The organism is Streptomyces sp. SCSIO ZS0520, assembly GCF_025643355.1.
In the GTDB taxonomy this organism is placed as follows: Bacteria; Actinomycetota; Actinomycetes; order Streptomycetales; family Streptomycetaceae; genus Streptomyces; species Streptomyces physcomitrii.
On sequence record NZ_CP092644.1, the window covers coordinates 7,114,589 to 7,140,477 of the forward strand.

The 25,889-nt window shown below is 72.0% G+C and carries 22 protein-coding genes and 1 pseudogene; 21 read left to right on the forward strand and 2 right to left on the reverse strand.

Annotation, left to right across the window (positions count from 1 at the left end; translation table 11 throughout):
* Window position 1: 1 nt before the first annotated feature.
* From secF to MID12_RS29030, 7 genes are all read left to right on the forward strand, one after another.
* Window positions 2–1,129 carry a protein translocase subunit SecF gene (secF, locus tag MID12_RS29000; RefSeq protein WP_040255078.1) on the forward strand — a complete coding sequence of 376 codons (1,128 nt, stop codon included), beginning with the start codon at window positions 2–4 and terminating at the stop codon, window positions 1,127–1,129.
* Complete coding sequence (locus tag MID12_RS29005; protein WP_040255079.1) at window positions 1,126–1,674, forward strand: adenine phosphoribosyltransferase; 549 nt, start codon at window positions 1,126–1,128, stop codon at window positions 1,672–1,674. Before secF ends, MID12_RS29005 begins: the two co-directional genes overlap by 4 nt.
* Window positions 1,675–2,050: 376 nt before the next feature.
* Complete coding sequence (locus MID12_RS29010; protein ID WP_040255080.1) at window positions 2,051–2,437, forward strand: hypothetical protein; 387 nt, start codon at window positions 2,051–2,053, stop codon at window positions 2,435–2,437.
* Between the two features lie 317 nt (window positions 2,438–2,754).
* On the forward strand, window positions 2,755–5,244 hold the full coding sequence (locus MID12_RS29015) for a RelA/SpoT family protein (protein ID WP_411577080.1): 2,490 nt from the start codon (window positions 2,755–2,757) through the stop codon (window positions 5,242–5,244).
* 29 nt (window positions 5,245–5,273) lie between these two features.
* On the forward strand, window positions 5,274–5,549 hold the full coding sequence (locus tag MID12_RS29020; protein WP_263171926.1) for a hypothetical protein: 276 nt from the start codon (window positions 5,274–5,276) through the stop codon (window positions 5,547–5,549).
* Window positions 5,546–5,953, forward strand: coding sequence for an effector-associated constant component EACC1 (locus MID12_RS29025; RefSeq protein ID WP_263171929.1), 408 nt, complete (start codon window positions 5,546–5,548; stop codon window positions 5,951–5,953). Before MID12_RS29020 ends, MID12_RS29025 begins: the two co-directional genes overlap by 4 nt.
* Window positions 5,937–7,079: a caspase, EACC1-associated type gene (locus tag MID12_RS29030; protein ID WP_052482685.1), complete on the forward strand. Its 1,143-nt coding sequence runs from the start codon at window positions 5,937–5,939 to the stop codon at window positions 7,077–7,079. Before MID12_RS29025 ends, MID12_RS29030 begins: the two co-directional genes overlap by 17 nt.
* Before the next feature lie 258 nt (window positions 7,080–7,337).
* Here the strand turns inward: MID12_RS29030 and MID12_RS29035 are convergent, their stop codons facing one another.
* Both MID12_RS29035 and MID12_RS29040 read right to left on the reverse strand, forming a co-directional pair.
* Window positions 7,338–8,567 (reverse strand): DUF349 domain-containing protein, encoded by a 1,230-nt coding sequence (locus tag MID12_RS29035; RefSeq protein ID WP_040255082.1) that lies wholly within the window; start codon window positions 8,565–8,567, stop codon window positions 7,338–7,340.
* Between the two features lie 209 nt (window positions 8,568–8,776).
* Entirely contained in the window at window positions 8,777–9,574 is a 798-nt protein-coding gene (locus tag MID12_RS29040) for a peptidylprolyl isomerase (RefSeq protein WP_263171932.1), read from the reverse strand.
* A gap of 184 nt (window positions 9,575–9,758) precedes the next feature.
* Between MID12_RS29040 and MID12_RS29045 the strand changes: the two genes are divergently transcribed.
* From MID12_RS29045 to aroB, 14 genes and pseudogenes are all read left to right on the forward strand, one after another.
* Window positions 9,759–10,472 (forward strand): MBL fold metallo-hydrolase, encoded by a 714-nt coding sequence (locus MID12_RS29045; protein ID WP_040255084.1) that lies wholly within the window; start codon window positions 9,759–9,761, stop codon window positions 10,470–10,472.
* A gap of 13 nt (window positions 10,473–10,485) precedes the next feature.
* Window positions 10,486–11,748: a histidine--tRNA ligase gene (gene hisS, locus MID12_RS29050; RefSeq protein WP_263171934.1), complete on the forward strand. Its 1,263-nt coding sequence runs from the start codon at window positions 10,486–10,488 to the stop codon at window positions 11,746–11,748.
* A gap of 279 nt (window positions 11,749–12,027) precedes the next feature.
* Window positions 12,028–12,675 carry a vitamin K epoxide reductase family protein gene (locus MID12_RS29055; protein ID WP_263171936.1) on the forward strand — a complete coding sequence of 216 codons (648 nt, stop codon included), beginning with the start codon at window positions 12,028–12,030 and terminating at the stop codon, window positions 12,673–12,675.
* An 87-nt stretch (window positions 12,676–12,762) separates the two neighbouring features.
* Window positions 12,763–14,109, forward strand: a pseudogene (locus tag MID12_RS29060) (replication-associated recombination protein A); the annotation flags it as partial.
* Between the two features lie 446 nt (window positions 14,110–14,555).
* Window positions 14,556–15,170, forward strand: a complete 615-nt coding sequence (rpsD, locus tag MID12_RS29065; RefSeq protein WP_040255087.1) for a 30S ribosomal protein S4 — start codon at window positions 14,556–14,558, stop codon at window positions 15,168–15,170.
* 264 nt (window positions 15,171–15,434) lie between these two features.
* A complete protein-coding gene (locus MID12_RS29070) occupies window positions 15,435–15,887 on the forward strand; it encodes a DUF948 domain-containing protein (protein ID WP_040255088.1) in 453 nt (150 codons plus the stop codon).
* A 7-nt stretch (window positions 15,888–15,894) separates the two neighbouring features.
* On the forward strand, window positions 15,895–16,239 hold the full coding sequence (locus MID12_RS29075) for a DUF6167 family protein (protein ID WP_040255089.1): 345 nt from the start codon (window positions 15,895–15,897) through the stop codon (window positions 16,237–16,239).
* Window positions 16,239–18,908, forward strand: a complete 2,670-nt coding sequence (gene alaS / locus MID12_RS29080; RefSeq protein WP_040255091.1) for an alanine--tRNA ligase — start codon at window positions 16,239–16,241, stop codon at window positions 18,906–18,908. Before MID12_RS29075 ends, alaS begins: the two co-directional genes overlap by 1 nt.
* An 8-nt stretch (window positions 18,909–18,916) precedes the next feature.
* Window positions 18,917–19,381 (forward strand): Holliday junction resolvase RuvX, encoded by a 465-nt coding sequence (gene ruvX / locus MID12_RS29085; RefSeq protein ID WP_263173518.1) that lies wholly within the window; start codon window positions 18,917–18,919, stop codon window positions 19,379–19,381.
* A 116-nt stretch (window positions 19,382–19,497) separates the two neighbouring features.
* On the forward strand, window positions 19,498–21,504 hold the full coding sequence (mltG, locus tag MID12_RS29090) for an endolytic transglycosylase MltG (RefSeq protein ID WP_263171940.1): 2,007 nt from the start codon (window positions 19,498–19,500) through the stop codon (window positions 21,502–21,504).
* On the forward strand, window positions 21,501–22,325 hold the full coding sequence (locus MID12_RS29095) for a shikimate dehydrogenase (protein ID WP_263171941.1): 825 nt from the start codon (window positions 21,501–21,503) through the stop codon (window positions 22,323–22,325). The genes mltG and MID12_RS29095 overlap by 4 nt, the downstream gene beginning before the upstream one ends.
* Before the next feature lie 176 nt (window positions 22,326–22,501).
* Window positions 22,502–23,686, forward strand: coding sequence for a chorismate synthase (aroC, locus tag MID12_RS29100; protein ID WP_040255095.1), 1,185 nt, complete (start codon window positions 22,502–22,504; stop codon window positions 23,684–23,686).
* A 20-nt stretch (window positions 23,687–23,706) separates the two neighbouring features.
* A complete protein-coding gene (locus MID12_RS29105; protein WP_411577081.1) occupies window positions 23,707–24,264 on the forward strand; it encodes a shikimate kinase in 558 nt (185 codons plus the stop codon).
* Window positions 24,261–25,355, forward strand: a complete 1,095-nt coding sequence (aroB, locus tag MID12_RS29110; RefSeq protein ID WP_263171942.1) for a 3-dehydroquinate synthase — start codon at window positions 24,261–24,263, stop codon at window positions 25,353–25,355. Before MID12_RS29105 ends, aroB begins: the two co-directional genes overlap by 4 nt.
* The last annotated feature ends 534 nt before the right edge of the window (window positions 25,356–25,889 follow it).

Sequence of the window (25,889 nt, forward strand, 5' to 3'; positions counted from 1 at the left end):
GGTGTCGAAGCTCGGCGATCTCGGGGCCAGGCTCCACCGCGGTGAGGTCAGCTACGACTTCATCGGCAAGCGGATGATCTGGTACGGCCTCTCGGTCCTGATCACCATCACCGCCATCGTGGGTCTCGCCGTCCAGGGACTCAACATGGGCATCGAGTTCAAGGGCGGTGCCGTCTTCAACACCCCGAAGACGGATGTCTCCGTCTCCCAGGCGGAGGAGGCCGCGGAGAAGGCCTCCTCGCACGACGCGATCGTCCAGGAGCTCGGCCAGGGCGGTCTGCGGATCCAGATCAGCAGCATCGACACCGCCGAGGCGACCCCGATCAAGGACGCGCTCGCCGAAGAGCTGAAGATCGACCCGGACCGCATCAACGCGGAACTGGTCGGCCCCAGCTGGGGTGAGCAGATCGCCCAGAAGGCCTGGACGGGCCTGATCGTCTTCATGATCCTCGTGGTGATCTATCTGGCGATCGCCTTCGAGTGGCGCATGGCGGTCGCGGCGCTGATCGCGCTGATCCACGACATCACGATCACGGTGGGCATCTACGCCCTGGTCGGCTTCGAGGTCACCCCGGGCACCGTGATCGGTCTGCTGACGATCCTCGGTTACTCGCTCTACGACACCGTCGTGGTCTTCGACTCCCTGAAGGAGAGCTCGAAGGACATCACCAAGCAGAACCAGCTCACCTACAGCGATGTCGCCAACCGTTCGATCAACGGCACCCTGGTGCGGTCGGTCAACACCACGGTGGTCGCGCTGCTCCCGGTCGCCGGACTGCTCTTCATCGGTGGCGGCGTGCTCGGCGCGGGCATGCTCAACGACATCTCGCTCTCGCTGTTCGTCGGCCTCGCGGCCGGTGCGTACTCCTCGATCTTCATCGCCACCCCGCTGGTCGCCGACCTCAAGGAGCGCGAGCCGAAGATGAAGGCGCTGCGCAAGCGGGTGCTCGGCAAGCGCGCGGCAGCGGCGGCCAAGGGCGACTCCGGCGGGGCCACCGTGGAGCAGGACGAGGACACCGGGGCGACCGCGGACGACTCCGAGGACGCCTCGCCCGCGGTCGTCGGCCCGCGCAACCAGCCCGTCGCCCGCAGCCGCGGGCGGGGCCGCCCCTCGGGGAAGCGCCGATGACCGAGACGGCCGCGCTGAAGGAGCTGCTGCTCAGCCGCATCCGGGACGTCCCCGACTATCCGCAGCCTGGGGTGATGTTCAAGGACATCACCCCGCTGCTCGCGGACCCGGAGGCCTTCGAGGCGCTCACCGGGGCCCTGGCAGAGGCGGTGGCCCGCAGCGGCGCCACCAAGATCGTCGGACTGGAGGCCCGGGGCTTCATCCTGGGCGCCCCGGCCGCGGTCCGGGCCCGGGTCGGCTTCATCCCGGTCCGCAAGGCGGGCAAGCTCCCCGGAGCCACCCTCAGCCAGTCCTACGACCTGGAGTACGGCTCCGCGGAGATCGAGGTGCACGCCGAGGACCTGTCCTCCGGTGACCGTGTACTGATCATCGACGACGTCCTGGCCACCGGAGGCACCGCCGAGGCCGCGGTACGGCTCGTGCGCAGCGCGGGTGCCCAGGTCGCCGGTGCCGTGGTCATGATGGAGCTGAGCGTCCTCGGCGGTCGCGGACGGCTGGAGAAGGCGCTCGGCGAGGCCCCGCTGGAGGCTTTGCTCACGGTCTGACCCGCGGCCCGCACCCATCAGGCGAGAAGGCGGCCGTTCCTGGATTTCCTTTCCGGGAACGGCCGCCTTCCGCATGCGCGGCCCGCCCCGTACAGATCCGCCTCGGCGTATTCGCGCGGTACGCCGCCGGAAGTACGCGGGAATTCCGGCACCGCTCTTCCGCGCTTCTCCGTACGCCTCTCTCCACTCGCCGGCCCGGATGTCTCAAGTTCTGCTCAAATAACTGGAGTTCATCTGATCTTGATGTCAGGATCGATCTTGACCACGTCGGCCGCTGTCGCGAAAGCGGCCGACGGAGCAAGAAAGCACGGCAACAAAAGCACAGCAAGAAAAACGGAGGGGAAAAGTGACTCTCTCGCACAGGGTTTCCGCGGGAATGGTGACGCTCGTCTCGGCCGCGGCGCTGACCGTCGCCGCGGCACCGGCCGGAGCCGCACCGGCCAAGGCGCAGGAGGCGCCCGCCTCGGTGGGCGTCACGTGCTCGAATTCCTGGAAGAACGCCGGAAGCCTTCCCGGAAAGTGGAGCAAGGTGAAGGACAGCACCTGTTCCATCTTCGGCAACCCGAAGTACAAGGCCGCCTACCAGTGGGCCGCCGAGCGCGGCAGCGTCTGCGTCAAGGTGAAGGGTTTCTCGAAGGGCAAGGCCAAGTGGTACAACGCGGGCTGCGGAAAGACCGGGGCCATCAAGAATGTGCCCTGGGGCAATGTCGCCGCGCACAAGGAAATGAAGGTCAAGGGCGCCGCCCTCTTCAAGTGGCGCTGAGCGGCACCGAGGGACATTGAGCTGCCGGGGCGAACCGCTCCCGGACAGCCCTGACCCGGCGGGCAGGCACCGGCCGACCACCGGTGCCTGCCCCGTTCGCGGAGTTCGCGGACCGGGTCGACGGGCCCGTCCGCGGAGACCGCCCACGGGCCCTTCGCCGAGGCGGTCCACGGGCCCCTCGCGAAGCCGGCCGCAGGCCCCCGCGCAGGGCTCGGGGCGAGACGTACCGGGGCGATCGCTACCATGGTTGTCCGGGACCTGATCGGGGACCCGGCTCGCGCACCGAGGAGCGCCCTTTGCCAGACGAGGCCCAGCCCATCGCCGCGAAGTCCGACGCAGAGTCCGGACGGCCCGCGGCCTCCGCCGCCCCCCGTGCCGGTGAGGCTCCCGCACCCGAGCCCGCAGCGGGCGAGACGGCTGCCCCCTCGCGCCCGAAGCCGTCCGCGGAGCGTCCGGCCCCCGCGGTGCGGCCCGCCTCCGGCGCCACCTCGCGCAATGCCTCGTCCAACCGCGTCCGGGCCCGGCTCGCGCGCCTCGGCGTGCAGCGCTCCAACCCGTACAACCCGGTCCTCGAACCGCTGCTGCGGATAGTGCGCGGCAACGATCCCAAGATCGAGACCGGTACGCTGCGCCAGATCGAGCGGGCCTACCAGGTCGCCGAGCGCTGGCACCGGGGGCAGAAGCGCAAGAGCGGCGACCCGTACATCACGCATCCGCTCGCGGTCACCACCATCCTCGCCGAGCTGGGCATGGACCCGGCGACCCTGATGGCGGGCCTGCTGCACGACACCGTCGAGGACACCGAGTACGGCCTCGACACCCTGCGCCGCGACTTCGGCGACCAGGTCGCGCTGCTCGTGGACGGCGTCACCAAGCTGGACAAGGTCAAGTTCGGCGAGGCCGCGCAGGCCGAGACCGTCCGCAAGATGGTCGTCGCCATGGCCAAGGACCCGCGGGTCCTGGTGATCAAGCTCGCCGACCGCCTGCACAACATGCGCACCATGCGCTACCTCAAGCGGGAGAAGCAGGAGAAGAAGGCCCGCGAGACCCTGGAGATCTACGCCCCGCTCGCCCACCGCCTGGGCATGAACACCATCAAATGGGAGCTGGAGGACCTCGCCTTCGCGATCCTCTACCCCAAGATGTACGACGAGATCGTGCGGCTGGTCGCCGAGCGGGCGCCCAAGCGGGACGAATACCTGGCCATAGTGACCGACGAGGTCCAGGCCGACCTGCGGGCCGCCCGCATCAAGGCCACCGTCACCGGCCGCCCGAAGCACTACTACAGCGTCTACCAGAAGATGATCGTCCGCGGCCGGGACTTCGCGGAGATCTACGACCTGGTGGGCATCCGCGTCCTCGTCGACACGGTCCGCGACTGCTACGCGGCGCTCGGCACGGTGCACGCGCGATGGAATCCGGTCCCCGGCCGGTTCAAGGACTACATCGCGATGCCGAAGTTCAACATGTACCAGTCGCTGCACACCACGGTGATCGGCCCCTCGGGCAAGCCCGTGGAGCTCCAGATCCGCACCTTCGACATGCACCGCCGCGCCGAGTACGGCATCGCCGCGCACTGGAAGTACAAGCAGGAGGCCGTGGCGGGCACCTCCAAGGTGCGCAGCGACACGACCCGGGCGGCGGGCAAGTCCGGCAAGGACGCCGACGCCGTCAACGACATGGCCTGGCTGCGGCAGCTGCTCGACTGGCAGAAGGAGACCGAGGACCCCTCGGAGTTCCTGGAGTCGCTGCGCTTCGACCTCTCCCGCAACGAGGTCTTCGTCTTCACGCCCAAGGGCGATGTGATAGCGCTGCCCGCGGGCGCCACCCCGGTCGACTTCGCCTACGCCGTGCACACCGAGGTCGGCCACCGCACCATAGGCGCACGCGTCAACGGACGCCTCGTACCGCTCGAATCCACCCTGGACAACGGCGACCTCGTCGAGGTCTTCACCTCCAAGGCGGCCGGCGCGGGACCCTCCCGGGACTGGCTCGGCTTCGTCAAGTCGCCACGGGCGCGGAACAAGATCCGCGGCTGGTTCTCCAAGGAGCGGCGCGACGAGGCGATCGAGCAGGGCAAGGACGCCATCGCCCGCGCGATGCGCAAGCAGAACCTGCCGATCCAGCGCATCCTCACCGGCGACTCCCTGGTCACCCTCGCCCACGAGATGCGCTACCCCGACATCTCCTCGCTGTACGCGGCGATCGGCGAGGGCCATGTCGCCGCGCAGAACGTCGTGCAGAAGCTGGTGCAGGCCCTCGGCGGCGAGGAGGCCGCCAACGAGGACATCGCCGAGAGCGCCCCGCCGGTCCGCTCCGGGCGCAGCCGCAGCCGCCGCTCCAGCGCGGACCCGGGTGTGGTCGTCAAGGGTGTCGAGGACGTCTGGGTCAAGCTCGCCCGATGTTGTACGCCGGTGCCGGGCGACCCCATCATCGGCTTCGTCACCCGCGGCAGCGGCGTCTCGGTGCACCGCGCGGACTGCGTGAACGTCGACTCGCTGGCCCGGGAGCCGGAGCGGATGCTCGACGTCGAGTGGGCGCCCACCCAGTCCTCGGTCTTCCTGGTCGCCATCCAGGTGGAGGCCCTGGACCGCTCCCGGCTGCTCTCGGACGTCACCCGCGTCCTGTCCGACCAGCACGTCAACATCCTCTCCGCGGCCGTGCAGACCTCACGGGACCGGGTGGCCACCTCCCGCTTCACCTTCGAGATGGGCGACCCCAAGCACCTGGGCCACGTCCTGAAGGCGGTCCGCGGAGTCGAGGGCGTGTACGACGTCTACCGGGTGACATCGGCGCGGAGGCCCTGAGCGGGCAGCCGGCCGGGGCGGGGGAGCGGATGAAGGACGGGACCGCGGAGTCGGGCGGCGCCCGCTCCCGCCAGCGCGAGGCGGTCAACCTCGTGCTGCGCGGCGAACTCCAGGAGGCCGCGCAGGTGCTCTCGGTCGTGGTGCCGGTCTGCCTCTCCTCGCTCGGCCCGGCCCATCCGACCACCCTCCTCAGCCAGTACTGGCACGCGGTCTGCCTGGCGCGGCTGGGCGCGGGCGACCGGGCCGTGGACCTGCTCGCCCGGGTGAACCGGCACGCCGACCGGCGAATGGGGGACCGGTCGTGACCGGCGCGCGGGTGTCCGTCTCGGCGGTGGCGGCCGACACCGAGGACGAACTGCGGTCCCTGGCACGCTGGTTACGTGAGGACGAGACCCTGGACGGCGGGCTCCGCACGGAGTTCGCGGCCGCCGGGCCCGCCCCCGACGGCGCCATGGGCACCGGCTTCGACGTGCTCCAACTGGTCCTCGGCAGCGCGCTGTCCACCGCCGCCCTCGCGGTCTCGGTGCTCCAGTGGCAGCTCTCCCGCCGCCGGGCCCCGCACCTCGTCCTGAGCCGGGGCGAGCTGCGCGTGGAGATCAGCGGGGAGGCGGCGCGCGACGAGGAGACGCTGCGGCGCGTGCTCGCGGTCCTCGAACCGGGCGGGCCCGGACCGGACGGGGAGGACACGGCCGATGACGGCGCTTCCTGACCCGGCCCGCTCCCGCGCCGTGCTCCTCGGCACCGCCTCCTACCGCCATCTGCCCCAACTCCCGGCGGTGGAGGCCAATGTGGTGGACCTCGCGGGCGAGCTGTGCGACGCGACGGTCTGGGGCCTGCCCGTCCAGCACTGCACCGTGGTCGCCGATCCGGTCAGCGCCCCCGCGATGCTCGACCCGGTGCACGAGGCGGCCGAGGAGGCCACCGACACCCTGCTCGTCTACTACGCGGGGCACGGCATGCGGGACACCGAGTCCGCGGACCTCTACCTCTCCCTCGTCGACTCCCGCGAGGCCATGGGCTACACCGCCGTGGCCTACCAGCATCTGCGCTCCGCCCTGCGGTCCTCCCGCGCCCGGCGCAAGATCGTCGTCCTCGACTGCTGCTTCAGCGGCCGGGCCGCGCGCACCCTGGCCGGCGAGGAGGTGCTCGCGGCGCAGGCCGCCGTGGACGGCGCGTACGTCCTCACGGCCTCGCCCCGCGACCGGCTCGCGCTCGCCCCGGACGGGGAGCGCTACACCGCCTTCACCGGGGAGCTGCTGAGCGTCCTGCGGGCCGGGGTCCCCGAGGGGCCCGAACTCATCGACCTCGACACGCTCTACCGCGTACTGGAGGAGCGGCTGCGGGCCAAGAACCGGCCGCTGCCGCAGCGTTCCCAGGAGAACGGGGTCGGGCGGCTGCCCTTCGCCCGCAACAAGGCCCGCGCCTCGGCGAGCGCCCCCGCGGGCCCCGTCCTCGCCAGCGACGTACGCGCCGCCCTGGTCGCCACCGGCCTCACCCTGGCACGGCTGCTGCGGGCCGAGGGCAACACCCGGGACGCGCTGCCCGTCCTGCGCCTCGCCCTCCAGGAGCAGGTCAGCCAGGGGCGCGGCGAACTGCTCGCCGTACAGCTGGAGTTGTCGGAGCTGCTCGCCGAGACGGGCCAGCTCCGCGAGGCCATCGAGGTCCTCGAACTGGCCTTCCAGCACGTGCACAAGGTGTACGGACCCGAGGCCGTCCTGGTCTGCCGCAGGCTCGCCGACCTGCTCCAGGAGTCCGGCAACCACATCCAGGCCTGCGAGGTCCTCAAGCACGCCCTCGACATCGCGGAGTACGGGAGCGTGGGCGGCCCGGCTTAGGCCGTGTCCGGAAAGTCCCGCCTGCCACGCGACGCCTGGCCCGCACTCTCGCTCTCGCCGCACCGGGCGAAAGCCCGAGTACATCCGGTACGAGGACCTTCGCCCGCCGCGCCGAGAGCACGCACCAGACGCCGCCTGGCCCGCCCTTCGGGCGAACGGCGGGACTTTCCGGAAACGGCCTAGGACAGCGCGCACACGCGAAGGCCCGGTCCGCGCCGACGCGCGGACCGGGCCCTGCTCCTGCGGAGGGCGGCAGCCTCAGCCGCCGAACTCCTGGAGGCCCTTCAGCGCCTGGTCGAGCAGCGCCCGGCGGCCGTCCAGCTCCTTCTGGAGCTTGTCGGCCTTGGCGTTGTTGCCCGCGGCACGGGCGGTCTCGATCTGCTTGCCGAGCTTGTCGACGGCGGCCTGCAGCTGACCGGTCAGGCCCTCCGCGCGGGCCCGCGCCTCCGGGTTGGTGCGGCGCCACTCGGCCTCCTCGGAGTCCTGCAGCGCACGCTCCACCGCGTGCATCCGGCCCTCCACCTTCGGGCGGGCGTCACGCGGTACGTGGCCGATGGCCTCCCAGCGCTCGTTGAGCGAACGGAAGGCCGCCCGGGCCGACTTGAGGTCGGTCACCGGCAGCAGCCGCTCGGCCTCGGCGGCCAGCTCCTCCTTCAGCTTGAGGTTCTCCGACTGCTCCGCGTCCCGCTCCGCGAAGACCGCGCCGCGGGCGGCGAAGAAGACGTCCTGGGCGCCGCGGAAGCGGTTCCACAGATCGTCCTCGTGCTCGCGCTGGGCGCGGCCCGCCGCCTTCCACTCGCCCATCAGCTCGCGGTAGCGCGCCGCGGTGCCGCCCCAGTCGGTCGAGCCGGAGAGCGACTCGGCCTCCGAGACCAGCCGCTCCTTGGTCTTGCGGGCCTCCTCGCGCTGCGCGTCCAGCGAGGCGAAGTGCGCCTTGCGCCGCTTGGAGAAGGCCGAGCGGGCGTGCGAGAAGCGGTGCCAGAGCTCGTCGTCGGACTTGCGGTCCAGACGCGGCAGCCCCTTCCAGGTGTCCACCAGGGCCCGCAGCCGCTCGCCCGCCGAGCGCCACTGCTCGCTCTGCGCCAGCTCCTCCGCCTCGGCGACCAGATTCTCCTTGGCCTGCCGCGCCTCGTCGGACTGCTTGGCCTTCTGGACCTTGCGCTCCTCACGCCGCGCCTCGACCGTCTCGACGAGCTTGTCGAGACGGTCGCGCAGGGCCTGGAGATCGCCGACCGCATGGTGGGCGTCCACCTGCTCGCGCAGGTGGTCGATGGCGGTCTGGGCGTCCTTGGCCGACAGGTCGGTGGTCTTCACCCGGCGTTCGAGGAGGCCGATCTCCACAACCAGGCCCTCGTACTTGCGCTCGAAGTAGGCCAGGGCCTCGTCCGGGGATCCGGCCTGCCAGGAACCGACGACCTTCTCGCCGTCGGCCGTACGCACGTACACGGTGCCCGTCTCGTCGACGCGGCCCCACGGGTCGCTGCTCACAGCGCCTCCTCCACATGATGCCCCTCGGGTACTGCCGCCCCCGGGCATCGTCCACAGTTTCGTCACCGCAAACATAGGCGACCGGCGGGGCGGCTGTCCGCATCCCGCGCGACCGAACTTGCGAGGCGGGAGCCCCCGGCAGCGCTTGATGACGCCGCGTGCGCCCCCCGGTGCGAACAGTGTCCGCGCCCCGCTCGCCCCGACCCCGGTCAGGAGGTGCGCACGGTGGCCTTGTCGATGACCACCGTGGCGTTCGGCGCCCCGTCGCCGCCGCCCGAGTCCTCGCCCGCGTCCGCGATCTTCTTGAGCACCTTCATACCGCTCTTCGAGACGGTGCCGAACGGCGTGTAGTCCGGCGGCAGTTGGGTGTCCCGGTAGACCAGGAAGAACTGGCTGCCGCCCGAGTCGCGGCCCTTGCCGGTCTGGGCGTTGTACTTGTTGGCCATCGCCACCGTGCCCGCCGGGTAGACACCGCCCCGCAGCCGCTTGTCCTTGAGGTTCTCGTCGTCGAGCGTGTAGCCGGGGTCGCCCTCGCCGTCGCCCCGCGGGTCGCCGCACTGCAGGACGTTGACGGTGCCGGTGGTCAGCCGGTGGCACCGGGTGTGGTCGAAGTAGCCCTTGCCCGCGAGGAAGCGGAAGGAGTTCACCGTGTGCGGGGCGGCCTTCGCCTCCAGGGCGATGCCGATGCTGCCGCAGGTGGTGTCCAACTCCATCGTGTAGTCAGCCGACTTGTCGATCGTGAGGGCCGGCTCCTTCGTGAACGAGAGCGGCTTCACCTTGCCCGCCGCGGGCTTGCCGCAGGGGTCCTCGGCGCTGCTGCCGCCGGAGTCGCCGTCGAAGACGCCGCCCACCCAGAGCCCGCCCGCGACCACGAGGAGCAGCCCCAGGGCCGCGCCGATCAGGATGGTGCGCTGCCGCGCCCTGCGCTGCGCCGCCGCACGGCGCTGCTGCTGCCGTATCCGCTTCTCTCTGGCGAGCTGCTTGCGCCGCTGTTCCTGGCTGACCACGGGTCGTCTCCTCGTGCGTGTGTACGTGACGGCTGCGGGCCCGCGCCGTACCGACTCCGGCGCGAGGGTGCCCGTACCGTATACGGGTTGGCTGTGGGATCGGCTCCGCCGGTAGGCTCTGAGCAGCCGCGTTCCCCGCCGCCGCGGGCCCGGCCGAACCGTCGCCGACGAACGAAGGACGATCGTGCTCATTGCCGGGTTCCCCGCCGGGGCCTGGGGGACCAACTGCTATCTGGTCGCCCCCGCCGCAGGCGAGGAGTGCGTGATCATCGACCCGGGCCACCAGGCCGCCGAGGGCGTCGAGGAAGCGCTGAGGAAGCATCGGCTCAAGCCCGTCGCGGTCGTCCTCACCCACGGCCACATCGACCATGTGGCCTCCGTCGTCCCGGTCTGCGGCGCGCACGACGTGCCCGCCTGGATCCACCCCGAGGACCGCTACATGATGAGCGATCCGGAGAAGGCGCTCGGCCGCTCCATCGGGATGCCGCTGATGGGCGAGCTGACCGTGGGCGAACCGGACGACGTACAGGAGCTGACCGACGGTGCCCTGCTGCGGCTCGCCGGAATGGAGTTCGGTGTGGCGCACGCGCCCGGGCATACCAAGGGGTCGGTGACCTTCCGGATGCCCGAGAGCCCGGAGATCCCTCCGGTCCTCTTCTCGGGCGACCTGCTGTTCGCCGGCTCCATCGGCCGCACCGACCTCCCCGGTGGCAGCCACCCGGAGATCCTCGAGTCGCTGGGCCGGGTGTGCCTGCCGCTCGACGACTCGACCGTGGTGCTGTCCGGGCACGGTCCCCAGACGACCATCGGCCAGGAGCGCGCCACCAACCCGTATCTGCGGCAGGTGGCCGCCGGCCTGGGGCCTGATCCCTCCACGGCCCCGCGACGAGGAATGTGACGAGAAAGCTCCCGTGAACACCTTCCAGGCCCCCAAGGGCACCTACGACCTCATCCCCCCGGACTCCGCGACCTACCTCGCCGTGCGCGAGGCCATCGCGGCGCCGCTGAAGAACTCCGGCTACGGGTACGTCGAGACCCCCGGCTTCGAGAACGTCGAGCTCTTCGCGCGCGGCGTCGGCGAGTCCACCGACATCGTCAGCAAGGAGATGTACGCCTTCGAGACCAAGGGCGGCGACCGGCTCGCGCTGCGCCCCGAGGGCACCGCCTCCGTGCTGCGGGCCGCGCTCCAGGCCAATCTGCACAACGAGGGCAAGCTCCCCGTCAAGCTCTGGTACTCGGGCTCGTACTACCGCTACGAGCGCCCGCAGAAGGGGCGTTACCGCCACTTCTCCCAGGTCGGGGCCGAGGCCATCGGCACCGAGGACCCCTTCCTCGACGCGGAACTGATCGTCCTCGCGGACCAGGCCTACCGCTCGCTGGGGCTGCGCACCTTCCGCATCCTGCTCAACTCGCTGGGCGACAAGGAGTGCCGGCCGGTCTACCGGACCGCGCTCCAGGGGTTCCTGCGCGGTCTCGACCTCGACGAGGACACCCGGCGCCGGATCGAGATCAACCCGCTGCGGGTCCTCGACGACAAGCGCGAGTCCGTCCAGAAGCAGCTGACCGGGGCGCCGCTGCTGCGCGACTACCTCTGCGACGCCTGCAAGGCCTACCACGAGCAGGTGCGCGAGCTGCTCACCGCCGCGGGGGTGGCCTACGAGGACGACCCCAAGCTGGTCCGCGGCCTCGACTACTACACCCGCACCACCTTCGAGTTCGTGCACGACGGCCTCGGCTCGCAGTCCGCGGTCGGCGGCGGCGGGCGCTACGACGGCCTCTCCGAGATGATCGGCGGCCCCTCGCTGCCCTCGGTGGGCTGGGCGCTCGGCGTGGACCGCACGGTGCTCGCCCTCCAGGCCGAGGGCGTCAGCCTCGAACTGCCGCCCGCCACCAGCGTGTTCGCGGTGCCGCTCGGCGAGGAGGCGCGGCGGGTGCTGTTCGGCGTGGTCACCGGGCTGCGCAAGCAGGGCGTCGCCGCCGACTTCGCCTTCGGCGGGCGCGGGCTCAAGGGCGCCATGAAGAACGCCAACCGCAGCGGCGCCCGGTTCGCGGTCATCGCGGGGGAGCGGGACCTCGCGGAGAACCTCGTCCAGCTCAAGGACCTGGAGTCCGGCGAGCAGAGCGCGGTCCCGCTGGACGCGCTGACCGATGAGCTGCTGGCCCGGCTGGCCTGAGGGCCGCCCGGTCTGAGGGCAGCTCGGCCTGAGGTCCGGCTGAGCTGAGACCCGCTCGCTCTGAGGGCGCGCCCCTGCCTGGGGGGGCAGCCCGGTCCGAGTCAGGCGCGAGGCCGCCCTCGCGCGTGTGCGCGGTCGCGCCTCTCGGCAGCCGCCTCCCGGCGCGCGGGACCGTGTTTTCCACAGGCTCCGCTTATCCACAGCGAACGGCGCCGATCGGGTCCCGTACGGCACAATGTCTCTGCCCTGAGCCCACCCCCACAGTGACGGATCGGCGTGATGAGCGAGACGAAGACAGCCACCGAAGGCGCCTCCTCCGGTTCCTCGCGCCCGGCCGCGGACACCGGGCGGCGGGTGGGCGGCAGCACCGCGCTCGCCCTGCTCCTGGTGCTCACCGGTGCGGCCGGGGTGCTCGCCTCCTGGGTGATCACGCTCGACAAGTTCAAGCTCCTGGAGGACCCGGACTTCACCCCCGGGTGCAGCATCAACCCGGTCGTCTCCTGCGGCAGCATCATGAAGAGCGACCAGGCAGAGGCCTTCGGCTTCCCCAACCCCCTTCTGGGCCTGGTCACCTACGCGACAGTCGTCTGCGTGGGCATGAGCCTGCTCGCCCGCGCCCGCTTCCCCCGCTGGTACTGGCTCACCCTCAACGCGGGCACCCTCTTCGGCGTCGGCTTCTGCACCTGGCTGCAGTTCCAGTCCCTGTACCGGATCAACGCCCTGTGCCTGTGGTGCTGCCTCGCCTGGGCCGCCACCATCCTGATGTTCTGGTACGTCACCTCCGCCAACATCCGCAGCGGCCTGCTGCCCGCGCCGCACTGGCTGCGCGGCTTCTTCGGGGAGTTCACCTGGGTCCTGCCGGTGCTGCACCTCGGCATCATCGGCATGCTCGTCCTGACCCGCTGGTGGGACTTCTGGACCAGCTGAACCGGTCCCGGCCGAACCGGTCAGCGAAGGCGCCCGGCGCCACCGTCCGGGACCGCGCTGTCAGTGGGGTGGCCTAGGGTTTCGTACGTGGAACCCGATCTGTTCACCGCCGCCGCCGAAGAGCGCCAGGAGAAGGACCCGAGCAGCAGTCCTCTCGCCGTACGGATGCGTCCGCGCACCCTGGACGAGGTGGTCGGCCAGCAGCACCTGCTGAAGCCGGGCTCGCCCCTGCGGCGCCTGGTCGGCGAGGGCGGCGGGGGACCGGCGGGCCCCTCCTCGGTCCTGCTGTGGGGGCCGCCCGGCACCGGCAAGACCACCCTGGCCCATGTCGTCTCCAAGGCGACCAACAAGCGCTTCGTGGAGCTCTCCGCGATCACCGCGGGCGTCAAGGAGGTCCGCGCGGTCATCGACGGGGCCCGCCGCGCCACCGGCGGTTTCGGCAAGGAGACCGTCCTCTTCCTCGACGAGATCCACCGCTTCAGCAAGGCCCAGCAGGACTCCCTGCTGCCCGCCGTCGAGAACCGCTGGGTGACCCTCATCGCCGCCACCACCGAGAACCCGTACTTCTCGGTGATCTCCCCGCTGCTCTCCCGCTCGCTCCTGCTCACCCTGGAACCGCTCACCTCGGAGGACCTGCGCGGCCTGCTGCGCCGGGCCGTCGCCGACGAGCGCGGGCTCGGCGGCGCGGTCGCCCTCCCCGAGGACGCCGAGGAGCACCTGCTCCGCATCGCGGGCGGCGACGCCCGGCGCGCGCTCACCGCCCTGGAGGCCGGGGCCGGGTCCGCGCTGGCCAAGGGAGAGGAGGAGATGAGCCTGACCACCCTGGAGGAGTCCGTCGACCGCGCGGCGGTGAAGTACGACCGGGACGGCGACCAGCACTACGACGTGGCCAGCGCCCTCATCAAGTCCATCCGCGGCTCCGATGTGGACGCCGCCCTGCACTATCTGGCCCGCATGGTGGAGGCGGGCGAGGACCCCCGGTTCATCGCCCGTCGGCTGATGATCTCCGCCAGCGAGGACATCGGCCTCGCCGACCCGCACGCCCTGCCGCTCGCGGTGGCCGCCGCCCAGGCCGTGGCGATGATCGGCTTCCCGGAGGCGGCGCTCACCCTCAGCCACACCACCATCGCCCTCGCGCTCGCCCCCAAGTCCAACGCGGCCACCCTCGCCATCGGCTCCGCCCTGGAGGACGTCCGCCGGGGCCTGGCCGGACCGGTCCCCGCCCATCTGCGCGACGGCCACTACAAGGGCGCCGCCAAGCTCGGCCACGCCCAGGGCTACCTCTACCCGCACGACGTCCCCGGCGGCATCGCCCCGCAGCAGTACGCCCCGGACGCCCTCGCGGGCAAGGAGTACTACCGGCCCACCCGGTACGGCGCCGAGGCCCGGTACGCGGACGTCGTCGAGCGGGTGCGCGAGCGCCTCGCCGAGGGCCGCCCGGCGCCCCGGGCGGGGGAGGACCGCCCCGGCAGGAACCGGGAGGAGCGCCCGGGCAAGGGCGGCAAGGGCCAGGAGGACTGACCCCGGCGGGAGCAGGGGGACCGGTTCGGGGCACCTGCCGGGAGCCGGTAGACTTCCCCCAGCGCTGCGTCCCGTGTCCGGCCCCGGTCGGCACCACCAGAACGGGACAGGCAGCCGGAGCCCGGCCCCGGCCGGGATCTCCAGGAGCGTCGCGCACCGTCGAAGGTGTCGCGGGCAGCCCACCACCTCCGCCCCCCGGGGCAAGAAGCGGTGGGCCACTCGCGTGCTGCACGTATGTGCCCAGAACTGGGAGCGGCTGCCCGCCCTCCGCCTCGCGGCGGAAGACGGCGGGATTCCCGGTCTGCGGATGCGACCTCCCCTAACCCTGGTGAGCCGATTCAAGAGAAAGAGGTTGGTTCGTGCCGAACCAGTCCCGTCCCAAGGTCAAGAAGTCGCGTGCGCTCGGTATCGCGCTGACCCCGAAGGCTGTCAAGTACTTCGAGGCCCGCCCCTACCCGCCGGGTGAGCACGGCCGTGGCCGCAAGCAGAACTCGGACTACAAGGTCCGTCTGCTCGAGAAGCAGCGTCTGCGCGCGCAGTACGACGTTTCCGAGCGCCAGCTCGTCCGCGCCTACGACCGTGCCAGCAAGGTCCAGGGCAAGACCGGCGAGGCCCTGATCATCGAGCTGGAGCGTCGCCTCGACGCCCTGGTTCTGCGTTCCGGCATCGCGCGCACCATCTACCAGGCCCGCCAGATGGTCGTGCACGGTCACATCGAGGTCAACGGCAAGAAGGTCGACAAGCCCTCCTTCCGTGTCCGCCCGGACGACGTCGTGATGGTGCGCGAGCGCTCCCGCGAGAAGCCGCTGTTCCAGGTTTCCCGTGAGGGCGGCTTCGCCCCCGAGGGTGAGACCCCGCGCTACCTCCAGGTCAACCTGAAGGCCCTGGCCTTCCGCCTGGACCGCGACCCGAACCGCAAGGAGATCCCGGTGATCTGCGACGAGCAGCTCGTCGTCGAGTACTACGCCCGCTGACCCGGTCGTAGCACCGCGCCTTCCGCGCTCCGTCCCGCCGCCCCTTCGCCGCTCACGCGCCGAAGGGGCGGCGGGCTCGCGTTGGGGCCCCTGACCGCCCCCGGTGCGCGCCGAAACGCGTTACGGGGCCCGGGCCGGGGCGCGATAGGCTCGGAGGACGTTTTTCTCGATTCTCCCGATCGCAGCGAGTGTTCGGCGCGATCGGGGTGCGGGGCACGTGCGGCCCCGCGGCACACACGCGATGTCTCAGGCAGGGGTGCAACAGTGTCCGGTGGTGAGGTGGCCGGGATCCTGGTGGCCGTCTTCTGGGCGATTCTGGTCTCCTTCCTCGCCGTGGCCCTGGTGAGGCTGGCCCAGACGCTGAAGGCGACGACCAGACTCGTGACAGAGGTGACGGAACAGGCGGTGCCGCTCCTCGCGGACGCCTCGACGGCGGTCCGCTCGGCCCAGACCCAGATCGACCGTGTCGACGCCATCGCCTCCGATGTCCAGGAGGTCACCTCCAACGCCAACGCGCTGTCGACCACGGTGGCCTCCACCTTCGGCGGCCCGCTGGTCAAGGTGGCCGCCTTCGGCTACGGAGTGCGCCGCGCCCTCGGCCGCAAGGGCCCCGGCGCCGAACCGCCCGCCCCCGCCGCCTCGGTGATCGTCGGCCGCACCGTGCCCGCCTCGCGCCGCGCCCGCCGCGAGGCACGGGCCAACCGGAAGAAGGACTGACCCAGCGATGTTCCGCCGTACGTTCTGGTTCACCGCGGGCGCAGCAGCCGGCGTGTGGGCCACCACCAAGGTCAACCGCAAGATCCAGCAGCTCACTCCGGAGAGCCTCGCCGCGCAGGCCGCCAACAAGGCGGTCGAGGCGGGCCACCGGCTCAAGGACTTCGCCCTCGACGTCCGGCACAACATGGCCCAGCGCGAGTCGGAGCTCGGCGAGGCCCTGGGCATCGGCGAGGCCGCGCCGGGGCAACTGCCCGCCGCGCAGCGGGTGATCGCCCTCGACCACGTCAAGCACAGCAAGAACCCGACCTTCGGGTACACCCCGTACTCGTACAACCGGAATGAGGACCACTGATGGAGTCGGCTGAAATCCGCCGCCGCTGGTTGCGCTTCTTCGAAGAGCGCGGGCACAAGGTCGTGCCCTCGGCGTCGCTGATCGCGGACGACCCGACGCTGCTCCTCGTGCCCGCGGGCATGGTCCCCTTCAAGCCGTACTTCCTCGGGCAGGTCAAGCCGCCCGCCCCGCGCGTGACCAGCGTGCAGAAGTGCGTGCGCACCCCGGACATCGAAGAGGTCGGCAAGACCACCCGGCACGGCACCTTCTTCCAGATGTGCGGGAACTTCTCCTTCGGCGACTACTTCAAGGAAGGCGCCTGCGAGCTGGCCTGGGAGCTGCTCACCAGCCCGCAGGACAAGGGCGGTTACGGCCTCGACCCGGAGAAGCTCTGGATCACCGTCTACCTCGACGACGACGAGGCCGAGCGGATCTGGCACGAGGTCGTCGGCGTCCCCAAGGAGCGCATCCAGCGCCTGGGCAAGTCGGAGAACTTCTGGTCCATGGGCGTCCCCGGACCCTGCGGCCCTTGTTCCGAGATCAACTACGACCGCGGCCCCGAGTTCGGCCCCGAGGGCGGCCCGGCCGTCAACGACGAGCGGTACGTGGAGATCTGGAACCTGGTCTTCATGCAGTACGAGCGCGGCGAGGGCACCGGCAAGGAGGACTTCGAGATCCTCGGTGACCTGCCGAGCAAGAACATCGACACCGGCCTCGGCCTGGAACGCCTCGCGATGATCCTGCAGGGCGTGCAGAACATGTACGAGACCGACACCCTGCGCGTGGTCATCGACAAGGCCACCGAGCTGACCGGCGTCGCCTACGGCGCGGCCCCCGGCTCCGATGTCTCGCTGCGCGTCATCGCCGACCACATGCGCACCTCCGCCATGCTCATCGGCGACGGCGTCACCCCCGGCAACGAGGGCCGCGGCTACGTCCTGCGCCGCATCATGCGCCGGGCCATCCGCAATATGCGCATCCTCGGCGCCACCGGGCCGGTCGTCGAGCAGCTCCTCGACGTGGTGATCACCACCATGGGCCAGCAGTACCCGGAGCTGCTGACCGACCGCAAGCGCGTCGAGGGCACCGCGCTCGCCGAGGAGGCCGCCTTCCTGAAGGCCCTCAAGGGCGGCACCAACATCCTCGACACCGCCGTCACCGAGACCAAGTCGGCGGGCGGCACCGTCCTGCCCGGCGACAAGGCCTTCCTGCTCCACGACACCTGGGGCTTCCCGATCGACCTCACCCTGGAGATGGCCGCCGAACAGGGCCTGTCCGTGGACGAGGACGGCTTCCGGCGCCTGATGAAGGAGCAGCGGGAGCGCGCCAAGGCCGACGCCCGCGCCAAGAAGACCGGCCACGCCGACCTGCACGCCTACCGCGAGATCGCCGACGCCGCCGGGGCCACCGACTTCATCGGCTACGCCTTCGAGCAGGGCGAGTCCCGCATCGTCGGCCTGCTCGTCGACGGGGTCTCCTCGCCCGCCGCCTCCGAGGGCGACGAGGTCGAGGTCGTCCTGGACCGCACCCCCTTCTACGCCGAGGGCGGCGGCCAGATCGGCGACACCGGCCGGATCCGGCTGGACAGCGGCGCCGTGATCGAGATCCGCGACTGCCAGAAGCCGGTGCCGGGTGTGTACGTGCACAAGGGCGTGGTCCAGGTCGGCGAGGTGACCGTCGGCGCCGCCGCCCAGGCCACCATCGACGTGCGCCGCCGCAAGGCCATCGCCCGCGCCCACTCGGCCACCCACCTCACCCACCAGGCGCTGCGGGACGCCCTCGGCCCGACGGCCGCCCAGGCCGGTTCGGAGAACCAGCCCGGCCGCTTCCGCTTCGACTTCGGCTCCCCCGCGGCCGTGCCCACGGCCGTGATGACCGATGTCGAGCAGCGGATCAACGAGGTCCTCGCCCGCGAACTCGACGTCCAGGCCGAGGTGATGGGCATCGACGAGGCCAAGAAGCAGGGCGCCATCGCCGAGTTCGGCGAGAAGTACGGCGAGCAGGTCCGGGTCGTCACCATCGGCGACTTCTCCAAGGAGCTGTGCGGCGGCACGCATGTGCACAACACCGCCCAGCTCGGCCTGGTGAAGCTGCTCGGCGAGTCCTCGATCGGCTCCGGGGTCCGGCGCATCGAGGCCCTGGTCGGCGTGGACGCGTACAACTTCCTGGCCCGGGAGCACACCGTGGTCGCCCAGCTCCAGGAGCTGGTCAAGGGGCGCCCCGAGGAACTGCCCGAGAAGATCTCCGGGATGCTGGCGAAGCTCAAGGACGCCGAGAAGGAGATCGAGAAGTTCCGCGCGGAGAAGGTGCTCCAGGCCGCCGCCGGTCTCGCCCGGGGCGCCGCCGACATCAAGGGCGTCGCCCTGGTCACCGGCCAGGTGCCGGACGGCACCGGCGCCGACGACCTGCGCAGGCTGGTCCTCGACGTCCGCGGCCGCATCCCGGGCGACCGCCCGGCCGTGGTCGCCCTGTTCACCACGGCGAACGGCCGCCCGCTGACCGTGATCGCCACCAACGAGGCCGCCCGCGAGCGGGGCCTCAAGGCCGGCGACCTGGTCCGCGCCGCGGCCAAGACCCTCGGCGGCGGTGGCGGCGGCAAGCCGGACGTCGCCCAGGGCGGCGGCCAGAACCCGGCGGCCGTCGGGGAGGCCCTCGCCACCGTCGAGCGCCTCGTCGCCGAGACGGTGTGAGCACGGCGATGCGCCGGGGCCGCAGGCTCGCGATCGACGTCGGGGACGCCCGGATCGGGGTCGCCTCCTGCGACCCCGACGGGATCCTCGCGACGCCGGTGGAGACCGTGCCGGGACGCGATGTCCCGGCCGCCCACCGGCGGCTCCGCGCCCTGGTCGAGGAGTACGAGCCGATCGAGGTGGTGGTCGGGCTCCCGCGTTCCCTGAACGGACGCGAGGGCCCCGCCGCCGCCAAGATCCGCCTCTTCACCCAGGAGCTGGCCCGGGGGATCACTCCGGTGCCGGTACGCCTGGTCGACGAGCGGATGACCACGGTGACGGCGAGCCAGGGGCTGCGCGCCTCCGGCGTGAAGTCCAGGAAGGGCCGGTCCGTGATCGACCAGGCCGCCGCGGTGGTGATCCTCCAGAACGCCCTGGAATCGGAGCGCACCACCGGTGCTCCGCCCGGGGAACCCGTCGAAGTGGTTGTCTGATCGCGATACGGTAACGTTCCGCGCGATGTGCCGGTGTTCGAACAACCGGCCGCAGGCAACCGAGGCGGCTTCGCTGTCGTGTCCCACGTGGCGCGCCTCGCGGCTCTAGGGGATCGATGACTGAGTATGGCCGGGGCCCGGGCCCCGATCCGTGGCATCCGGACGACCCGCTCTACGGGGACGGATACCGCGGCCAGCAGGCCGAGGGCCAGGGCCCCGCCTACGGCGACCAGTCCCCGCAGCAGTACGAGAGCTGGCAGCACGGCGCCCCCGACCCCGCCTACGGCCAGGACCCCTACGCCTCCGGCGACCCGTACGGGACCGGCCAGTACCAGCAGCCCTACGACACGGGCACCCACGGCACCCACGAGGGCTACGGGCAGCAGCAGTACGGCACCGGGCAGCAGCCCTACGACACGGGCCACCCGCAGCAGTCGTACGACACGGGCCCGCAGCAGTCGTACGACACCGGTCAGCACCCGCAGCAGCCCTATGGCTCCGGGCACTACGACACCGGTCAGCAGTCCTACGGCGGAGGCGACCCGTCCTACGGGGGCCAGCAGTCCTACGGCACCGGGCAGTACGAGTCCGGCTGGGACGGCGGCGCGCAGGCGCAGGGCGGCCAGGGCGGTTACGGCTCCGGTGTGCCGGTGGATCCGTACGGCGGTCAGGACCCGTACGGCGGTCGCGATCCGCGCGGCGGGCAGGACCCCTACGGCGGTCAGGGCGGCCACCCGCACGGCGGGGCCCCCGGTGACCACTACGGCGATCCCGCGGGGCAGGGGCAGCAGGCCCGCCCGCAGGGGGCCGCCCCCCAGGAGCCGCACCCCGGGCAGGGCCGCCGCAGGCCCCCGCAGCCGGAGGCCGCCGCCCGCGCCGGGGCGGACGATCCGGGCTCCGGCTGGGACCCCGGTCCCGACCAGGGCGAGCACGCCTTCTTCGCGGGCGGTGACCAGGACGACGACGACTTCGACGAGGGGCGGGCGGGGCGGCGCGGCCGATCCGCCCGGCGGGGCGGTGGCGGGGGCGGCGGCAAGAAGAGCCGCAGCGGCCTGTCCTGCATGGTGGCCACCGTGCTGCTCGCCGGGGTGATCGGCGGCGGTGGTTATTTCGGCTACCAGTTCTACCAGGACCGCTTCGGCCCGGCCCCGGACTACTCGGGCGAAGGCAGCGGCACCGTCTCCGTGGAGATCCCGGCGGGCGCCAGCGGCTACGACATCGGGCAGGCCCTGAAGAAGAAGGGCATCGTCAAGAGCGTCCAGGCCTTCGTCGACGCCCAGGGCGACAATCCGGACGGCCAGCGCATCCAGCACGGTTTCTACACCCTGCGCGAGCAGATGTCGGGCAAGAGCGCCGTCACGCTCATGCTGGACCCGAAGAGCCGCAATGCGCTGATCATCGGCGAGGGCCGCCGCAATACGCAGATCTACGCGGAGATCGACAAACGGCTCGGCATAGCGAGCGGCACCACGCAGAAGGTCGCCAAGAAGGAATGGCGCTCGCTCGGACTGCCGAAATGGGCGGAGAACGGCAGCAAGCGGAAGGACCCACTCGAAGGCTTCCTCTATCCGGCCAGCTATCCGGTGGACAAGAGCATGAAGCCCGCCGACGTCCTGGAGCGCATGGTCAAGCGGGCCGACAGCGAATACGCGAAGTACGACCTGGCGGGCAAGGCGGAGGAACTGGACCTCAAGGACCCCTTGCAGCTGGTCACCGTCGCCAGCCTGGTCCAGGCCGAGGGCATCACCCACGAGGACTTCCGCCGGATGGCCGCCGTCGTCTACAACCGCCTGAAGCCGAGCAACACGGTCACCAACCAGAAGCTCGAATTCGACTCCACGTACAACTACCTGAAGAACAAGAGCAATATCGACATCCCGACCAGCGAGATCCGGTCCTACGACGATCCGTACAACACGTACTTCTACCGGGGACTCACACCGGGGCCGATCGGCAATCCCGGGGAGGACGCGCTGAAGGCGGCGATCGGGCCGGATTCCGGGGGCTGGATGTTCTTCATCTCCATCGACTGCAAGACCACCACCTTCTCGAAGACGCTCAAGGAGCACGAGAAGTACGTGGCGGAATTCAACAAGGCCCGCAAGGAAGGCAAGTGCGAATGACCCACCGGCGGGCCGCGGTGCTCGGCTCCCCGATCGCCCACTCCCTCTCGCCGGTCCTGCACCGCGCCGCCTACGCCGAACTCGGCCTCGACGGCTGGACGTACGAGCGCTTCGAGGTGGACGAGGCCGGGCTCGCGGAGTTCCTGGCCGGGCGCACCGCGGAGTGGGCGGGGCTCTCGCTCACCATGCCGCTCAAGCGTGCCGTCATCCCGCTGCTGGACGAGGTCAGCGCGACCGCGGCCTCGGTCGAGGCGGTCAACACGGTGGTCTTCGGCGCGGACGGCAGGCGCCGCGGCGACAACACCGACATCCCCGGCATGGTCGCCGCGCTGCGGGAACGCGGCGTCGAGAAGGTGGACAGCGCCGCGGTGCTCGGCGCGGGCGCCACCGCCTCCTCGGCCCTCGCCGCGCTCGCCCAGGTCTGCGCGGGCGAGGTGGTGGCGTACGTCCGCAGCGAGGAGCGGGCGGCCGAGATGCGCGAGTGGGGCCGCCGCCTCGGCGTCGCGGTCCGCACCGCCGACTGGGCCGACGCCGAGCGGGCGCTCGGCGCGCCGCTGGTGATCGCCACCACCCCGGCCGGGGCCACCGACGCACTCGCGGCGGCCGTGCCCGCCGCGCCGGGCACCCTCTTCGACGTGCTCTACGAGCCCTGGCCGACCACCCTGGCCGCCCGCTGGTCGACGGGCGGCGGCGCCGTGGTCGGCGGCCTCGACCTGCTCGTGCACCAGGCGGTGCTCCAGGTCGAGCAGATGACCGGCTGTGCGGAGGCACCGCTCGCGGCCATGCGCGCGGCGGGCGAGGCGGCCCTCGCGGCGCGCTGAGCCCGCGCCCGGGAAGGCCGCCGCGAGGCCGCCGCACCCCGGGGCGGTGCCCGGTCCGCCAGGTGGACCGGCGGCCTGATCCACCCCCGGGACGTGGGAGGATCGAGGCGGCGGGCCCGGGCCGCGCACCGAGCAGGGCCCTGCCGCAGTTCCAGTCGCGAGCATGAGGAGCACCGTTGAGCAGGTTGCGCTGGCTGACCGCGGGGGAGTCGCACGGCCCCGCACTGGTCGCGACGCTGGAGGGACTTCCCGCCGGCGTGCCGATCACCACGGACATGGTGGCCGACCACCTCGCCCGGCGGCGGCTCGGCTACGGCCGCGGTGCCCGGATGAAGTTCGAGCGCGACGAGGTGACCTTCCTCGGCGGCGTACGCCACGGGCTCACCCTCGGCTCACCGGTCGCCGTCATGGTCGGCAACACCGAGTGGCCCAAGTGGGAGAAGGTGATGGCCGCCGACCCGGTCGACCCGGACGAACTGGCCTCCCTCGCCCGCAACGAGCCCCTCACCCGGCCCCGGCCCGGCCACGCCGACCTCGCCGGCATGCAGAAGTACGACTTCGAGGAGGCCCGCCCGGTCCTGGAGCGCGCCTCGGCCCGGGAGACCGCGGCCCGGGTGGCGCTCGGCGCGGTGGCCCGCTCGTACCTGAAGGAGACGGCGGGCATCGAGATCGTCTCGCACGTGGTCGAGCTGGCGAGCGCCAAGGCCCCGTACGGAGTGCTCCCGGTCCCGGCCGATGTGGAGAAGCTGGACGCCGACCCGGTGCGCTGCCTGGACGCCGACGCGAGCAAGGCGATGGTGGCCGAGATCGACCAGGCCCACAAGGACGGCGACACCCTCGGCGGCGTCGTCGAGGTCCTCGCCTACGAGGTGCCGGTCGGGCTCGGCTCGCACGTCCACTGGGACCGGCGCCTGGACGCCCGGCTCGCCGCCGCGCTGATGGGCATCCAGGCGATCAAGGGCGTCGAGGTCGGCGACGGCTTCGACCTCGCCCGGGTCCCCGGCTCCCAGGCGCACGACGAGATCGTCCGCACCGCCGACGGCATCCGCCGCTCCTCCGGCCGCTCCGGCGGCACCGAGGGCGGGCTCACCACCGGTGAACTGCTGCGGGTGCGCGCCGCGATGAAGCCGATCGCGACCGTGCCGCGCGCGCTCGCCACCGTCGACGTGAAGACCGGCGAGGCCACCAGCGCGCACCACCAGCGCTCCGACGTCTGCGCGGTGCCCGCGGCCGGGATCGTCGCCGAGGCGATGGTGGCCCTGGTGCTCGCCGACGCCGTGGCGGAGAAGTTCGGGGGCGACAGCGTCGGCGAGACCCGGCGCAACGTCCGCTCCTACCTCGACAACCTGCGGATCCGGTGAACGCCGTGACCGGAAACGCCGTGACCGGACCCGTGCTCGTCCTCGTCGGGCCGATGGGGGTCGGCAAGTCGACCGTGGGCGAGCTGCTCGCCGAGCGGCTCGGCACCGGCTACCGGGACACCGACGCGGACATCGTCGCCGAGGAGAAGCGGCCCATCGCGGACATCTTCGTGGACTCCGGCGAGCCCTACTTCCGGGCCGTGGAGCGCGAGGCGGTACGCAACGCGGTCTCCGAGCACACCGGGGTCCTCGCCCTCGGCGGCGGCGCCATCCTCGACGCCTCGACCAGGGAACTCCTCGCCGAACGCCCCGTCGTCTACCTCTCGATGGACGTCGAGGAGGCCGTGCGGCGCACCGGCCTCGGCGTCGCCCGCCCGCTGCTCGCCGTCAACCCGCGCAAGCAGTGGCGGGAGCTGATGGAGGAGCGCCGCCCCCTCTACACCGAGGTCGCCACCGCCGAGATCACCACCGGCGGCCGCACCCCCGAGGAGGTCGCCCAGGCCGTCCTCGACGCCCTGGACCTGGCCGCCGCCCAGCCCGGGCCCCCGCCCCAGGAACCCCGGCAGGAGACGCCATGAGCAACCAGCCCCCGCTCCGCATCGAGGTCGGCGCCTCCGCGGGCACCGAGGCCTACGAGGTGGTCATCGGCCGCCGACTCCTCGGCGAACTCCCCTCGTTGATCGGGGACGGCGTCAAGCGCCTCGCGGTCATCCACCCCGAGGCCCTCGCCGGGACCGGGGAGGGCATCCGCGCCGATCTCGCCGAGCAGGGCTACGAGGCGATCGCCATCCAGGTGCCGAACGCCGAGGAGGCGAAGACCGCCGAGGTCGCCGCCTACTGCTGGAAGGCGCTCGGCCGGTCCGGCTTCACCCGCAGCGATGTCATCGTCGGCGTCGGCGGCGGCGCCACCACCGACCTGGCCGGATTCGTCGCCGCGACCTGGCTGCGCGGGGTGCGCTGGGTCGCCGTACCGACCACCGTGCTCGGCATGGTCGACGCCGCGGTCGGCGGCAAGACCGGCATCAACACCGCCGAGGGCAAGAACCTCGTCGGCTCCTTCCACCCCCCGGCCGGGGTCCTGTGCGATCTGGCCGCCCTGGACTCGCTGCCGGTCGACGACTACGTCTCCGGGCTCGCCGAGATCATCAAGGCCGGGTTCATCGCGGACCCGGTGATCCTGGAGCTGATCGAGTCCGACCCCGAGGCGGCGCGGAGCCCGGCCGGTCCGCACACCGCCGAGCTGATCGAGCGCTCGATCCGGGTCAAGGCCGAGGTGGTCTCCGGCGACCTCAAGGAGTCCGGGCTGCGGGAGATCCTCAACTACGGGCACACCCTGGCGCACGCCATCGAGAAGAACGAGCGCTACCGGTGGCGGCACGGCGCCGCGGTCTCGGTCGGCATGCACTTCGCGGCGGAGCTGGGCAGGCTCGCCGGCCGCCTCGACGACGCCACCGCCGACCGGCACCGCGCCGTCCTGGAGTCCGTGGGCCTGCCGCTGCACTACCGCGGCGACCAGTGGCCGCGGCTCCTGGAGACCATGAAGGTCGACAAGAAGTCCCGCGGCGACCTGCTGCGCTTCATCGTCCTGGACGGCCTCGCCAAGCCCGCGGTCCTCGAAGGCCCCGACCCGTCCGTGCTCCTCGCGGCCTACGGCGAGGTGGCCGAGTAGCCCCGCCCTGCCGAGCCTTCGACGGTGCCCCGGCGTCGGTGGACGCCGGGGCACCGCCATGCCGCGCGGACGGGGAGACGGCCGCCTCGGTTCCGCTCCCCGGACGTGGCCTTTTCCACAGGCCGGAGTGCGCCCCGGCGCGGAAGCCGGGCACTTTGCGCGCCCCGGGGCCGTTCACTCTTCGCCGGGCGGGGAAGGTACCGTTCGTCGGGGTTCCCGCGCCGCACCGCGGGAAAGCGGGCTGCTCAACACCCGTACACCCCAAGCCAGTTGCCTGTACGAGACGGAGTGGCACGGGATGCAGCACGCAGGTGGATCACCGCTGCCGCCGCCGGGAGCGCCGGGGCCGACCGCCCGGGCCGGCCACCGCGGGGGCGCGCACCACGCGGCCAACGAGCCGCCCACGGTCCCCCTCGGCATGCGCGCCGTACGCGGCGGCCCCGTCCCCGGCGCGCCCCCCAGCCGGGACCCCCCGCTCCCGGGATCCGCGCCCCCGCCCGCCCCGGTGCCGCCCCGCGCACCCGGGCCCGTACC

Excerpts from the sequence above, each read along its gene's own strand:
- MID12_RS29005 (WP_040255079.1), top strand. The coding sequence starts at position 1,126 with ATGACCGAGACGGCCGCGCTGAAGGAGCTGCTGCTCAGCCGCATCCGG.
- MID12_RS29010 (WP_040255080.1), top strand. The coding sequence starts at position 2,051 with ATGGTGACGCTCGTCTCGGCCGCGGCGCTGACCGTCGCCGCGGCACCG.
- MID12_RS29020 (WP_263171926.1), top strand. The coding sequence starts at position 5,274 with ATGAAGGACGGGACCGCGGAGTCGGGCGGCGCCCGCTCCCGCCAGCGC.
- MID12_RS29030 (WP_052482685.1), top strand. The coding sequence starts at position 5,937 with ATGACGGCGCTTCCTGACCCGGCCCGCTCCCGCGCCGTGCTCCTCGGC.
- MID12_RS29055 (WP_263171936.1), top strand. The coding sequence starts at position 12,028 with ATGAGCGAGACGAAGACAGCCACCGAAGGCGCCTCCTCCGGTTCCTCG.
- MID12_RS29075 (WP_040255089.1), top strand. The coding sequence starts at position 15,895 with ATGTTCCGCCGTACGTTCTGGTTCACCGCGGGCGCAGCAGCCGGCGTG.
- alaS (WP_040255091.1), top strand. The coding sequence starts at position 16,239 with ATGGAGTCGGCTGAAATCCGCCGCCGCTGGTTGCGCTTCTTCGAAGAG.
- ruvX (WP_263173518.1), top strand. The coding sequence starts at position 18,917 with ATGCGCCGGGGCCGCAGGCTCGCGATCGACGTCGGGGACGCCCGGATC.
- mltG (WP_263171940.1), top strand. The coding sequence starts at position 19,498 with ATGACTGAGTATGGCCGGGGCCCGGGCCCCGATCCGTGGCATCCGGAC.
- MID12_RS29095 (WP_263171941.1), top strand. The coding sequence starts at position 21,501 with ATGACCCACCGGCGGGCCGCGGTGCTCGGCTCCCCGATCGCCCACTCC.
- aroB (WP_263171942.1), top strand. The coding sequence starts at position 24,261 with ATGAGCAACCAGCCCCCGCTCCGCATCGAGGTCGGCGCCTCCGCGGGC.